This window comes from Priestia sp. TRM10, assembly GCF_057808375.1.
Genome location: NZ_JBJZOT010000015.1, coordinates 126,933 through 139,950 on the forward strand (window position 1 = coordinate 126,933; position 13,018 = coordinate 139,950).

General features: G+C 32.4%; 14 protein-coding genes and 1 pseudogene. 8 read left to right on the top strand and 7 right to left on the bottom strand.

Annotated features, from left to right (window positions below; translation table 11 throughout):
* The first annotated feature begins 472 nt into the window (after positions 1–472).
* Entirely contained in the window at positions 473–1,288 is an 816-nt protein-coding gene (locus ACK3CR_RS17450; protein ID WP_488975847.1) for a DMT family transporter, read from the top strand.
* Positions 1,289–1,811: 523 nt separating this feature from the next.
* Here the strand turns inward: ACK3CR_RS17450 and ACK3CR_RS17455 are convergent.
* Together ACK3CR_RS17455 and ACK3CR_RS17460 are read right to left on the bottom strand one after the other, a co-directional pair.
* A complete protein-coding gene (locus ACK3CR_RS17455; protein ID WP_268586282.1) occupies positions 1,812–2,309 on the bottom strand; it encodes a hypothetical protein in 498 nt (165 codons plus the stop codon).
* Between the two features lie 534 nt (positions 2,310–2,843).
* Positions 2,844–4,019, bottom strand: coding sequence for a site-2 protease family protein (locus tag ACK3CR_RS17460; protein WP_488975848.1), 1,176 nt, complete (start codon positions 4,017–4,019; stop codon positions 2,844–2,846).
* Between the two features lie 350 nt (positions 4,020–4,369).
* Between ACK3CR_RS17460 and ACK3CR_RS17465 the strand changes: the two genes are divergently transcribed.
* From ACK3CR_RS17465 to ACK3CR_RS17480, 4 genes and pseudogenes are all read left to right on the top strand, one after another.
* On the top strand, positions 4,370–4,717 hold the full coding sequence (locus tag ACK3CR_RS17465) for a cupin domain-containing protein (RefSeq protein ID WP_488975849.1): 348 nt from the start codon (positions 4,370–4,372) through the stop codon (positions 4,715–4,717).
* 183 nt (positions 4,718–4,900) lie between these two features.
* Positions 4,901–5,386 carry a DinB family protein gene (locus ACK3CR_RS17470; RefSeq protein WP_488975850.1) on the top strand — a complete coding sequence of 162 codons (486 nt, stop codon included), beginning with the start codon at positions 4,901–4,903 and terminating at the stop codon, positions 5,384–5,386.
* Between the two features lie 605 nt (positions 5,387–5,991).
* The gene (locus ACK3CR_RS17475; RefSeq protein ID WP_488975851.1) at positions 5,992–6,819 is read left to right on the top strand and encodes a glycerophosphodiester phosphodiesterase; all 828 of its coding nucleotides are present in this window, start codon (positions 5,992–5,994) and stop codon (positions 6,817–6,819) included.
* Positions 6,820–7,159: 340 nt separating this feature from the next.
* Positions 7,160–7,350 (top strand): annotated as a pseudogene (locus ACK3CR_RS17480) (SDR family oxidoreductase); the annotation flags it as partial.
* A 163-nt stretch (positions 7,351–7,513) separates the two neighbouring features.
* Here ACK3CR_RS17480 and ACK3CR_RS17485 read toward each other — a convergent pair.
* A complete protein-coding gene (locus ACK3CR_RS17485; RefSeq protein ID WP_243519291.1) occupies positions 7,514–7,990 on the bottom strand; it encodes a hypothetical protein in 477 nt (158 codons plus the stop codon).
* Between the two features lie 207 nt (positions 7,991–8,197).
* Here ACK3CR_RS17485 and ACK3CR_RS17490 point away from each other — a divergent pair, with 207 nt between their 5' ends.
* Entirely contained in the window at positions 8,198–8,659 is a 462-nt protein-coding gene (locus tag ACK3CR_RS17490) for a hypothetical protein (protein WP_243519288.1), read from the top strand.
* A gap of 303 nt (positions 8,660–8,962) precedes the next feature.
* Here the strand turns inward: ACK3CR_RS17490 and ACK3CR_RS17495 are convergent, their stop codons facing one another.
* Positions 8,963–9,346, bottom strand: a complete 384-nt coding sequence (locus ACK3CR_RS17495; protein ID WP_243519284.1) for a VOC family protein — start codon at positions 9,344–9,346, stop codon at positions 8,963–8,965.
* A 182-nt stretch (positions 9,347–9,528) separates the two neighbouring features.
* Here ACK3CR_RS17495 and ACK3CR_RS17500 point away from each other — a divergent pair, with 182 nt between their 5' ends.
* Positions 9,529–10,023: a DUF2691 family protein gene (locus ACK3CR_RS17500; protein ID WP_488975852.1), complete on the top strand. Its 495-nt coding sequence runs from the start codon at positions 9,529–9,531 to the stop codon at positions 10,021–10,023.
* Positions 10,024–10,063: 40 nt separating this feature from the next.
* Here the strand turns inward: ACK3CR_RS17500 and ACK3CR_RS17505 are convergent, their stop codons facing one another.
* A complete protein-coding gene (locus ACK3CR_RS17505; RefSeq protein WP_243519278.1) occupies positions 10,064–10,471 on the bottom strand; it encodes a GNAT family N-acetyltransferase in 408 nt (135 codons plus the stop codon).
* 198 nt (positions 10,472–10,669) lie between these two features.
* Between ACK3CR_RS17505 and ACK3CR_RS17510 the strand changes: the two genes are divergently transcribed.
* On the top strand, positions 10,670–11,134 hold the full coding sequence (locus tag ACK3CR_RS17510; RefSeq protein ID WP_488975853.1) for a DinB family protein: 465 nt from the start codon (positions 10,670–10,672) through the stop codon (positions 11,132–11,134).
* Between the two features lie 100 nt (positions 11,135–11,234).
* Here the strand turns inward: ACK3CR_RS17510 and ACK3CR_RS17515 are convergent, their stop codons facing one another.
* Both ACK3CR_RS17515 and ACK3CR_RS17520 read right to left on the bottom strand, forming a co-directional pair.
* The gene (locus ACK3CR_RS17515; protein ID WP_488975854.1) at positions 11,235–11,750 is read right to left on the bottom strand and encodes a DinB family protein; all 516 of its coding nucleotides are present in this window, start codon (positions 11,748–11,750) and stop codon (positions 11,235–11,237) included.
* Positions 11,751–12,450: 700 nt separating this feature from the next.
* Positions 12,451–12,993, bottom strand: a complete 543-nt coding sequence (locus ACK3CR_RS17520) for a DUF4179 domain-containing protein (protein ID WP_488975855.1) — start codon at positions 12,991–12,993, stop codon at positions 12,451–12,453.
* Between the last annotated feature and the right edge of the window lie 25 nt (positions 12,994–13,018).

Consider the following 13,018-nt stretch of genomic DNA (forward strand, 5'->3'; position numbering starts at 1 on the left):
CCTTCTTTTTATAGATATAAAAACAGTATATTACTAATCCAAACCTAGATGGTAGGAGAAACACTTGAAGAAGCTGAAGAATTTTTTAAACGAAGATTCTTTTTCAGGCCGGTAAGGCGTGTTATGTTGACTAGGTTTGTATAAAGCATATATCTTTTTAGAGAAAATCACCTTATGAAAATGTCCTATTTAATAGACATTGATCTTTTAATTTAAAGAGATCTTCGATTAAACAAAACCTCTGTATAATAGCCTTATTAGAGTAAAATTGAGGTGAAACGAAATGTTTTTAGCTCCATTATTTGAAAATGATGTACCAGTAGCACTTCTCCGTCCTTAATGGAGTAATGTGACTACTTCTCTCCGTTAGGGCATTCATTGACCTAATTTTTAAACACGGAGGGTACAAAAAATGAAAAACACCTTATTAGGTTCTATATATTTAGCTTTAGCTTCCAGTATTTAGGACGGTATGTATGTTGTAGTGAAAGTGGTTGTAGATGTAATCCCCCCATTAGAATTGGTGTGGATAAGATATTTAGTGGCGATTGTTGCTCTTTTTATCATTGGTCTCATAAAAAGACAATCTTGGAAGGTTCATAAACAACACTTCTGGTTGATTATCGCTATTGGAATCGTGGGCAATACAATATCCATTGTTACACAAGAATATGTCACAATGTTATCTTCAGCTCAAATGGGAGCTATCATTACATCTTCTCCCCCCGCTTTTATGGTGATTTTTGCTCGATTCATTCTTAAAGAACGATTAAATATGAGAAAAGGGACATCTGTTTGCTTAGCTACAATCGGAGTATTTCTCATTGTGGGGAACGGTAATATAGATATGTCTAGCCAACTTGGTGGTATTTCTCTTTTGGTAGCAGCCTTAACATGGGCTCTTATGTCAGTGCTTATCAAGCGTGTTCCAAATAGCTATTCACCACTAGTGGTGACAACGTATTCTATTTTAGTTGCTCTTGTCCTCCTAACCCCTTTTGCTCTAAAAGGGTTAAGTGAGATTTCGATTGCTCAATTAAGCCATCCGACAATTTGGAGTGGTCTTTTATACTTAGGTATTATGTCAACAGCTTGTGCATTTATCCTTTGGAATCGTGGATTACAATTATTAAATGCTTCGAGTGGAGGGTTATTTTTCTTTTTTCAACCTCTAGTTGGAACCTTCCTTGGCTGGCTTTTGTTAGGTGAAAAGATCGGGGGAACATTTTGGATTGGTTCACTTTTGATTTTAATTGGTGTCTTATTAGTTATTCGTGAAAAAGAGTAGAATGATAAAAAAGAAACCCGCGGAATGACAAATTCCAAAGGTTTCTTTTTTTATCTAGTATTTTTTGTTTATTCGTAAAAATAGAACTAAGAGAAAAGAATTCATAAATAGTTAAGATATACATTCAGTGTTACCCGGCATCATGAGGATGAAAGAATGGATAATCTCAAATTATTTAAGATACTGTAGAAAGGCTTCCTTTGCTGAAGATGATAAATGTTGACACCTATATATCTCTTCCTCTTTTTCTGTATAAAGAGGAACACAATAATAATGATAGGAATTCCTTCTTTTCATGAATAAAGGATACTTAAAGAAAAAGAAAAAACTCGTTGACAAACAATAGCTTTGTGCTTTTTTACTTCCTCGAATATATTTTATATAAACTAAAAATGAATATCTTATACAGTCCAAAAATAGAAACACCTACTGGATTGTAAACAGCAGGTGTTTTCTGTTACCTATCAGCTTTTAAGCGTGATACTTTACTTATCTTGAGTAGGTTGCTCATAGATATAAAATTTTATTTGTGATGTAGTAAGTGCTTCTTTATCACTTTTATGTGAACAGGAAGAATAAGACTGAATACAATCAAATAGGCAATGATGGAAAAAACGAAAAAGCCCCAATTTTTCATTTTTAAATACCCTGTTTGTATCATTATCCATTCAATTAAAGTTGATAATAACGTAAAGAGAAGAACAAGAATCCATTTGTTAGTTTTCTTGGCATAGTTTAGATAAATAACAGAAAGTGATGAAGGGATAAAACTATAGCTTGCAAATTCACCAAGGCCCGTAATTTTAGGATTACCTAGATCTACCCAATCTAACATACCTCCCACTACTGTATCAGAAATCCAAGCTACATAACCTACAACGCCAAAAGTAATATAAAACTCTAACCAGTTAATTCTTCTTTTAGGCATAAAAAGGGAAAAGAATAATAATAGAAGTCCTACAGAGATAGGAAACCAAATGCCTTTTGCAGATAAATCTAAATTTTGAATGATTGAGTGCATATTTAGACACCTCTTTTTTGAAGGTATATTTATTTTCTCCTATTTATTAGGAACTTATTAATTTAACCCTCAAATGAAGAAGCTGGTTATAACATGTTGTTTTCTACCGATAAATCACTTAATGTGAACTAGAAGCAAATACGTTATATATAAAAATAAAAGATTTCCACCGTATAAAATAAAATCTAAAGAAGTAAATTTATTTAAAGTACACAGGGAGGGAACAACGAATGGAGATATTCATAAAATCTCTTATTATCTTGATTTTAACTTTCCTTAGTGTCATTAGTTGGGACGCATTTTTTAAAGATAAAAAATAAATCTCGAACTTGTTGTAGGTAAGGCTAAGAGAGCATCTAATATCATAAATTAGATGTTCTTTTTAGTGCCTATAATGTCTGTTATGTAAAGTAAAAACTACCTATATATTAATATGTAGGACGACCTGTTAATTCGAATAGTAAATGCATCAAAAGAAAAAGACTACCTCTGCATATTAGTATCGTGGGATAGTCTTTTTCCTTTTTTATTTTATTAACGATTAAAAAATCCTCGCGCTTCTGGATGCATATGGAGCAATTCTTTGCTGACATCTAGACATACAGATAACACAATAATAAGGGCGATATAAATGATAAACGTTATGGCTCTCGACTTTGTACTTGTTGTACGGTAGCTCTCTGCATACTGTAAATCGATTTCTTCTTGCGTCAGATACTCTTCAAGTTGTTGCAGGAAGGTTTCCGATACCTTTTGATAAAGGGCATAGTCCTCTAATTCTTCTTGTAAGCGAGCTTGAGCGAATTCATCTAATGGCTCCCCTTCTATTACAACCGGTTTTCTTAGATTTACATTTTGAGCAGTTCCCCTAAACTCCTCATAGAGTTGTTCTACTTCTAATTGCACTAAGCTATCTTTTTCAAGATTAAAATCACGAATAGCCTCTCTAAATAAATGAGGCTCTTCTTTAACTTCTTGAAGGCGATGATAAAGTGTGCGAGCTGCCGTTACTTCTTGTTTATCTTTATCTAATGTCTTATTCTTTTTATGGAAGTACCATAGGTGAATAACTCCTAAGATCGCAATAATGGTAGCTAAAATGGAGTGTGTATAGATAACAAAGGCAATAATAAGGATAAGGCCCAAAAACCATAATTTTGTACTAATTCCCCCTACTATCTTTCCTCCATCTAACCCTCCAAATGGAATTAAGTTAAACAGGTTAATCAACGCACCAAATGATAGGACAACCAACCACAAAGAAGATGCCGTAGTTAGATATAAGAGAATAGGTGGGACAAGTGAAAGAACGCCAAATACGGGACCCATATACGCAATAAACGCCATTTCCGCTGCGCTTTTTGGCATTTTCTCCATACGTACGGCTGCTCCTATAAAGGGAATAAATAAGGTCGGTTTTACAGGAAGTCCTCTCATCTTACAAGCGACATAATGTCCGAGCTCATGAACTAACAGTAAATAAATCAGAGCAAAACCAAACTTCCATCCATAAACAAGTCCGTAGGCGCCTAGTGAAAGTATCATAGAAATAAGAGTGGACAACTTGGCAAATTTTAAAATGGCTAAGAGCCACTTCATTTTCCCTAAGCCTAAGAGAACAATCCCTCCTATCACTCCCCAGGTACCTTTGTTTTTATTTTGCTTTTCTTTCTTTAATTTCTCTTTCTTCAACGTTGTTCCTCTATTCAATCAAAAACACACCTTTATGTCCATTTATTTTTCACTCTTCTATTCCTTTAAATCAATAGGAAGAAACAATAACAGGATAGCACAAAATACTTTCCAAATGGTTACAAATAAGTGTTTTCTTGCAATAAATATTTATCACATAGATTTAACATTAAAACCTATATGATTTTAAGTCTGTAAAATTTCACCTAAACGGAAAAGAAAAAGTACAATTGCGTTGGAAACCAAAAGTTTTGTATTTTTTCTCTACTTCTAACATGTTTTATGTAAACTAGAAAGGTATGGGATATACACCATAGTAAGTGTAGTAAAGTAAAGGAAGAACACTAAAATGGCAAAGGGGAATGTAAATGATAAGGAAAGTAGATTTAGAAAAGATTAACCTTCAGGAAATTACAAAGAATATTAAAGATCAACATGTGAATTTTGCTGTGTCTGATGTCAATAATCACTGTCTACGTATTGCCGTATTTTCAGGTGAATACAAGTGGCATTACCATTCTAATTCTGATGAACTATTTATGGTTTTAGAAGGTGAGTTGTTAATTGACTTCGAAGATAAGGATACTATTGTTTTAAAGCCACATGATACATTACTTATTCCAGCTGGAACTGTACATAGAACTAGAGCTAAACAAAGAACGGTAAACCTCTGTTTTGAAGATAAAAACGCTGTTACTATAATGATTGATAAATGAAAAGTAACATAAACATTGCAAAAGACATTTAAGATGAGACTTAAATGTCTTTTACATATACAAACATAGATGCCGATAATCTGTGTTATTTACACTATTTTCAAGGTTATCTTTCACAATTTAATGTACAATTAACATTACAAGCTTAAAGAATCACATTATTCAAACATAGGAGAAATAATTATGAAAAAACAAGAATATGATTGGGTAAAACAAACAAGACAAATTTTATTAGATCAGTGCAAACAATTAAATGAAGGAGATTTTACAAAAGAGCTTGGGTTCGGTTTTCAAAGTGTCAGAGATTCTTTAATTCATGTGGCAGGTTGTTATCATGCGTGGCTTGGTTCTTTTGTATTATCACAAACTAAAGATCCTTTATTAACAAAAGAAGTGATTAGTAATATGAAGATAAACGATATTCAACTCTATTTCGAACAAGCAGATGTATATGTAGATGCTGTATTTAAACAATTTAGCCATAAATTCGATGATGTTATTGAAAGAGAACTTTCCTGGAAGCCAGGCAGTGGCATTGTCAAGAAAACGCCCCATCAATTGCTACTACATTCCATTACACATGAGTTTCATCATAAAGGTCAAATTGTAGCCATGCTACGTCTACTGGGATACACCCCTAACAATACAGACATCTTAGGATTACCTTAACTTAAAAAGAGATTATATTAATTAATATAAGCAATAAGTATAAATAACTGCTTTTGAAGACCGTCTGGAAAAGTATACATAAAGGAAAATGGATAGCACCTGCCATTCAATCATTTTTGGACATTGCAAGACATGCATTTCAATAAGAACATTAATTATTTAGTATATAGCCAATAAAAAACCTTTTGTTTATGCTTTTTTATTTGTGGCCTTTACCTATAACCTAAAAGCTACTTATGAAGCAGCCAAGTTGCTACGTCATATATAATATGTTCACAAAGAAAAAACGACCTTTCTCCTTTCGCATGAAGGTCGTTTTTTCTTTTTCTGTTTATATTAGCTTATAAGGGATAAGGTTTTCAAACAATATAGTTAAGAAACTGGAAAGGCCTCTACTTAACTATAGAGATGCAACAGTTCAGTAAGAAACCGTAGAGAGATCTTGGTTTTTCTAATAAATAGTAAGTTTGTAAATAAAATTAAGTCAAAACGTCTACTTTTATTTACAAAATCATTATTTAGATGTAAATATAAATACATACTTCAACAACACTCTTTTTCTAAAATAATATTGGTATTCATATTTTAGATGGGAGATGATGAACATGAGCAAAAAATTATTAGCAGGGGCCGGATTAGCATTTACTTTGTTATTCAGTCCACTAAGTCAGGCTTTTGCAGCAGAAACAACTGGGGATTTAAGAAAGGTTGATAATGTTGCCCATCGCGGTGCATCAGCATATGCACCTGAAAATACGATTGCTGCTTTTGATAAAGCAGTAGAAATGAAGGCGGACTATATAGAAATTGATGTTCAAAGAAGCAAGGATGGCAAACTAGTTCTTATCCATGATACAACAGTTGATCGTACAACAGATGGATCTGGAAAGGTTGGAAATCTTACGTTTAAAGAACTAAGAGACCTAGATGCAGGCAGCTGGAAAGGTGAGCAATTTGCAGGGGCACAAATCCCAACATTTGATGAGATACTTGATCGTTACCATGGGAAAATTGGAATATTAATAGAATTAAAAGCTCCGGAGCTTTATCCTGGGATTGAAGAAAATGTAACTAAAGAATTAAAAGAACGAAATCTTGATAAACCACAAAATGAAAAAATAATTGTCCAATCATTTAATCATAAATCAATGAAAAAAATGAATGAGCTTCTTCCCAAAGTTCCAATTGGCGTTTTAACATCTTCAAGTGCAGACACAACAGAACAAGCCTTACAAGAATTTTCGACTTATGCTGATTATTTTAACCCAAGCTATGGAATTGTTACTGAAGATTTAGTAAATCAAGTTCACTCCCTTGGTATGAAAATTGGCTCTTGGACAGTACGTAGTCAAGAGGCCGCAGCTTTTTTATTAGATGTGGGAGTTGACGCAATAATTATGGATTATCCGGATTATGTAGATCCAAGAAACTAATATTTTTGTATAATGGTTAGAGAAAAGTATTTCAAGGCTACTTTTTCGATTCTGATGCAAATATATACTACTTTCTAAATGTAGCTTTGTAATAAAATTTGATTAAAAACACCTCACAAATCCATATTTTTTGATAAATAAAAAATACAATTATCGTCTTCAAAGAAAAAACTCCTATTTTATAAAAGCGCAAGGAGTTTTTTCTTTTTTAGCCTGTATATTATATATGAAGTTTGTTTACATAAGTTTTATTATAGGAAGCAGCTTTTGTAAATAAAAGTACCCCATTATTTTAATACGAACCGTCTGTTACCATTATCATTTTTTAACTCTAATAATACGGGGTCCGGTAGACATAGAGCTTTTCTCCGCAGGAAAACAAAACAACAAATAGAGGGGATGAAAAAAAAGAGTGCCTTTGGCCACCTCGGTGAACTAGAGGATATTTCGAATGTCATCGAATTCCTAGTAAGCGAAAAATCACAGTGGATCACTGGTCAAACACTACGTGTAAATGGAGGATTTATTTAAGCCCCCTATTCAATTATCTTTTATTCGAATTCATTATTAAATTCATTCCTTTCCACTAAAATGTCAGAGTGTAAAATTGTATAATCCTGCTAGAATAAGTTGGGGTGAAACTAATGAGTATCCCTAAAAAAGCGACCTCGCTTGCCAATGCCGAGGTCGCTTTTTATTTCTTTTTTGCTAACAGCCTGTCCTCTAGCTTACATACTGACTTATAATAGCCTAGTAAGATAAGTAAAAGTACAGGATTGAGAATAGCTGAATGCCATAAATTCCACCAACCATAATAGAAATAACCCCAAGGCTTAGGTAATAATGTAAACATTTCATAAAGCAAAATGGCTATCAACCAAAAAATAAAATACCGAACTTGCCTAATATAATCCCTCTTAAAGGGATACCAATTAAGGAACATCATATTAACAGGCGGAATTAACACAGTATGAACAAGAATTCCTGTCCAATCTGCATCGTCTGTAAAATACCAGTATCCATGATATTTTAAATCTATATACACGTCGAAATTACTTTGAAAAGCGATTGTAAACAACCAAAGATGAACAATTTGATTTGCTGTTAACCTTTTATTTGTTTTAAAGGCAATAAAATTAAAAAGAATAATGGCAATAATAAGTCCTATCATAAAATTAGTTTTCCTTTTTAACATAATATAACATATGTTGTTAAATAAAGGAAACAAAAATCAACTGGATAGGGTCCCGCCAACCAAATGACATAAAATCTACACTAAGATATTTTATGGAAAATAAGACTAAGAATGAATAACTTTGTATTCTACTGAAACAATAAGGGTGAATTATTATTGAAAAGTATTGGAGGGTTTAACTTCATGACTACAAAAATTATTTTATTTATCTTTTTAATCCTCCCATGGTTTACTTTGTTTTTTGCTAGTTCCACAACCATAAAAAGGTTTATGCCTGTAACTATTTTTACCTGTTTCTTAATGACGATCATCTTTCAAATAGCCTATATATATAAGTGGTGGGTTATCGAGGAGTTTATTGTCCCATGGGGGTATATGATTGATGTAAGCTTTGCCTATGGAATTTTTGCAGTTGGAACCTTTTGGATTTTCAGACTCACGTCCCATAATTTTTTATTGTATACCGTTGTAAATTTAATTATGGATATTGTTATGAGTTTTATCATTTTACCATTATTAAGTTTGTTAGATATTGCCAAATATAAAAATATTACATTTTGGCAATATGCCTTAGTTATTTATGGACTTTCCTTTATAATTTACTTTTACCACAAATGGCAGAAAGAGATTTTTTCGACAGATTAATCCCCTATATCAATGGGAGAGGAAATGTATATTATTAGGCTTTAATTCTTCTTAAAGCCTTTTTTAGTGCTTATAATCAACACTATGTAAACTAAGGAACATTCATATAACGTGTCTTTTTAAATATAAAAGAACGATCTTTACTTGAAGATCGTTCTTTAGGAATTATAATTTCACCGTTACTTTAACGAGTACAGATAATTAAGATTTATATTTATTAATTAGTTGTTGAAGTGCTTGCTGAACGTCTATGTTCGAACGTTGTTTCATAACCGGGCCCTTTAGTTCAATAAAAAATAGGAGTTATTCACTCTTTTCCATGACTGCAAAGTAATTTTCTTCACTATCTGCAAAGTTAAATACTCTGCCAGAAGGCATATTTACAATTTCTCCGACTGTAACATTTTTATTTGATAAATCTTTATATAATTTATCGAGATTTTCTGTAAAAAACAGTAAAGAAGGTGTACCAAGATTTAATTCAGGATCCATCTTAGCAACAAATTCTTTATTTTGTAGAATGATACTTGTTTCTGAATCCTTTGTTGGAGCAATTTCAACCCATCTCATTCCTTGACCATTATCTTGTTCAGAAATTACACTAAACCCTACCTTTTCAGTCCAAAACTTTACTATCTCATCTTGATTCTCTACATATACCATAATTTGACCGACTTTATTAATCATTAGTTTTCCCCCTGAATATTTTGGTTTTATCATTAGTTTCTACCACCACTATGAATAAACCTTCTTAATCTAACCTTTACTAACAGAAAAGGGAAACGTTATGGTTAGAAAAACAGTCCGTACAAGTATACTTTTATGAACAGGTTACATAGTTTAGTAGATAGAGGGGAGGAGAAAACGAAATGAGTATGAGATACTGTATAGAAGACTATCGAACGAGTGTGAACCCCCATTGGCTTAATATATTCTTTTCACATACTCAAATAAGTTTCACAGATTACAACTGGGTATTTAGTGACTTAACAGCACATTCAACTAAAGGAAATAAAGAGTTAGAGGATTCTATATTCTATAAAAAGACTTTTACACTAACAGGACAAGAATTAATGAAAATTATAAAAAATGAGGAAGTATTGGTGTTATTCGGTGTTATGATAGCTGTCAAAGAGAAAGTTGATCTTAATGAAATTGGAAAACTTCCAGTAATTGAGGAAGACGGACATTACTGGGCCGAAAATTATGTGTCACCCATTAAAAATGCTGTTGTAGAAATTGGATTCTTTGATGGAGAGTTAATTATTGTGACAACAGATAATCAAGATATTGTAGAGACCTTGAAGAGAAATGTTTTTAATTTTCCTAATCTAATAAGCTTTAAAGAATATATGGAGGGCTGAAACTTCTTTAGTAAATTATCGAAATCAATTATTCCAAGTATTATTCAGTTAAAGTAGCATTTAAATATCGAGCCATACCAGTTTTCATCTTACTGAAACCTACTTTATGATAAAATTCTTCATTTCCTGTTGTAGCGACAAGATGAACACATGAAATATCCTTAAGTTGAGCAAGTAGGTCACCTATAATTCGTTGTCCAATTCCTTTATATTGATATATGTCTTCAATCACAATATCATAAATAGCAGCATTAAATATTCCATCTGATATAGCTCGTCCAAACCCTACAATTTTATTTTCATCATAAGCAATAGTTATGACATTACTTAGATTGAATATCTTTTTAATCTTCTCTTCATCGTGTTTTTCCCACCCTACAGAATGATAAATTTCCTTCATCCTTGACCAATCAACATTTTCTCTGGTATTTGTAATTAAAATATTCATAGAATCTACTCCCTTTGTTTTTATATAGTATATTTAGTACTATTTCTGCTTACAAAAACGAAATTCCTATGTTGTATCCTCCCTACATTTTTAGTTAACGTAATACAGAAAGTAGGAAGTGAAAAACTAAAAATCAAACACATAAGGGATTTGATTCTCTGAGGAATCTAGTATAAAAATCTAAGGAGGCCTCTTACATTGAGAACCAAAAATGAAATCTTAGTTCAGTATGCAGATATTGATAATTTCTTGCAGTCAATGTTAAACATTAGTGATAAAGCTTGGTTGACTCCTATCAAATTAGGTAAGTGGTCAACAGCTGAAACTATTTCGCACATCTTGTTTTGGGATCGCTTTATTCTTGAGCGTCTTCTTCTACTGCAATCACGAAAACATGTAACAAAAGCAAATATTAACGTAGAAGATTTTAACAGAGAAGCTGCCAATTATGCCAAATCGGGGATTCATAAAGAGGAACTTATCCAACAATTGAAGGAAACCCGAAAGAATCTTATAGATTCCCTAAATATGTTTTCTGAAGAAGATTTCAATAAAATATATATGATTCAAGATAAAGAGCAATCTTTACGCTCCTATATGAATGCCATGGTAGACCATGATAAATTTCATTTTAACCAAATTACTACTTTTTTGAGCTCGTAACTTACCTCGAATATACTGTATAACATATTAAAAAGGAGAAGAGTACTTAAAGTACTGAACTAAAAGTATCTCTTCTCTTTTCATTTATTATCTATAAAGGTTAAGATTTGTTGCCTTTTTCATATAAATATAAAACATAATCAGTCATAACACCAGGATGACCCAATTGTCTCAACATAGCCGTGATATTGCCACGATGATATGTTCCATGATTGACAACATGTTGTACTAAGTCAGATAAATGAGTTTCGAGTCGTCCAGCAAATGGGGTTTCAAGCACCAAGGCCGTTTCCATATTTTCCTGACGATTGAGAAACACTTTGTACCGGTCAGATAAATCGAAAAACATTCTTTCTACTTCCTCGATTCTTTTCGTTTCCATCTGTTCTCTCAACCGTTCACCTAATGCATATACTTCATTAAATTTTTTACCAGAAATAACCTCTAACCATACGCTATCGACGACATAAATGTGCGCCATCACCTTTGATATAGAAGGAAAAACGCTCTGAATTTTCTTTTCGTAAATGTCCTCAGAAAGTTCTTTTAATCGGTCGAAATTTTTTTGGTTTGCCCATACATGGAAGTCGTACAAATTTGATGTGTGATGTGTCATTTGAAATTCCCCCTATTTCACTATTCATTATCGACATAATACAAGGTATCAGTAGTCAACTTAATTATATTCTATAAAATCCCCCCCAGACCTTTTGCCTAAGGGAGTTTCTTGTTTATGTAATGAGTGTTATCAGAAATAAACTAGTACAAGCACTGTAGAAAATGAATACTTCGCCTCATTTTAAAGTCGAACAAGATGCAACAAAGCTTCGCAATGTTGCCTTGTTCTCTCCGCCAGTTTCACTGGCTACGACTACCGCCCTTCGGTTGCTGAAAGTGAAAAAGAAACGACTGTCTTCCGACACTCATTTTCTTCTTCACTTTCTAAAATACTGCCCCCTCTCAAAAATTAATCGGAGTAATAGCTGTCGCATTCGCCAATTATTAAATGAGGAACTTCGTCCCTTAAAGACTTATCTCCTTCAGGCAATTTTTCAGCCTTCAGGCTTATGTTTTTCCTACGAAAAAAACATAAAAAAGAGTTGCAAATCAAAAGACGATTTGCCATTTAAATAAAGTGATAAGAGGTAAGTTAAAGAATATTGTTATATCAACGTTTATAGAGGATAGGTGTGCCGAAAAAAGAACACCCAAAAATGGAATAAAGAACATACGAAAAAAAGCAAGGGGTAAATGCCCCTTACTTCTTAAAATAAATATATTGGTAACTTATGTTATTACATTAAATATTATTTGTTTTAAATTAAAAAGTGGTAAAAGAAAATTACCGCAGATTTATTTACAGGAAAATCAATTGTCCATTGCCCTTCTTTATCAAAAATACTATCAGTATTAAATTTCAAAGCAAAATGGTCAGGTGTATCTTCTGGCAGATTAATTTCTATTACACCCCTATATTTGTTTTTTGCTACTTTTTGATGACCCTGGTAACTGATACTGTCAATATATTTACCGTTAATAGAAACATCCGGTTTCTCTAAAAGATTAGAATGAGTTTCATCTATCTTTTGGGCTGTTTTGGATTCTACTGTGTAATCAATAACAAGTTTATTCCCATTATAAAAAAAATCATCGATAGTAAAAGTGATACCCTTATCTGTTGATGATTTCCCTAATTTTGTTACCTCATCTGCATGGGTATCATTAGGTAAAATAGACATTATACTAACAAGTAAACAAGCAACTATAGCGCTAATCTTAAAACGTCTCTTTTTATCTATCCCATTGTTTCTCAAACTTTGTTCAACACCTTTTTTAAAGTTTGAAAAGATAAAATCCATTTTTACCCACCATCCTAAATGATTT

Coding starts and splice junctions, on each gene's coding strand:
- ACK3CR_RS17450 (WP_488975847.1), top strand. CDS start 473: ATGTATGTTGTAGTGAAAGTGGTTGTAGATGTAATCCCCCCATTAGAA.
- ACK3CR_RS17455 (WP_268586282.1), bottom strand. CDS start 2,309: ATGCACTCAATCATTCAAAATTTAGATTTATCTGCAAAAGGCATTTGG.
- ACK3CR_RS17465 (WP_488975849.1), top strand. CDS start 4,370: ATGATAAGGAAAGTAGATTTAGAAAAGATTAACCTTCAGGAAATTACA.
- ACK3CR_RS17470 (WP_488975850.1), top strand. CDS start 4,901: ATGAAAAAACAAGAATATGATTGGGTAAAACAAACAAGACAAATTTTA.
- ACK3CR_RS17475 (WP_488975851.1), top strand. CDS start 5,992: ATGAGCAAAAAATTATTAGCAGGGGCCGGATTAGCATTTACTTTGTTA.
- ACK3CR_RS17485 (WP_243519291.1), bottom strand. CDS start 7,990: ATGATAGGACTTATTATTGCCATTATTCTTTTTAATTTTATTGCCTTT.
- ACK3CR_RS17490 (WP_243519288.1), top strand. CDS start 8,198: ATGACTACAAAAATTATTTTATTTATCTTTTTAATCCTCCCATGGTTT.
- ACK3CR_RS17495 (WP_243519284.1), bottom strand. CDS start 9,346: ATGATTAATAAAGTCGGTCAAATTATGGTATATGTAGAGAATCAAGAT.
- ACK3CR_RS17500 (WP_488975852.1), top strand. CDS start 9,529: ATGAGTATGAGATACTGTATAGAAGACTATCGAACGAGTGTGAACCCC.
- ACK3CR_RS17505 (WP_243519278.1), bottom strand. CDS start 10,471: ATGAATATTTTAATTACAAATACCAGAGAAAATGTTGATTGGTCAAGG.
- ACK3CR_RS17515 (WP_488975854.1), bottom strand. CDS start 11,750: ATGACACATCACACATCAAATTTGTACGACTTCCATGTATGGGCAAAC.
- ACK3CR_RS17520 (WP_488975855.1), bottom strand. CDS start 12,993: ATGGATTTTATCTTTTCAAACTTTAAAAAAGGTGTTGAACAAAGTTTG.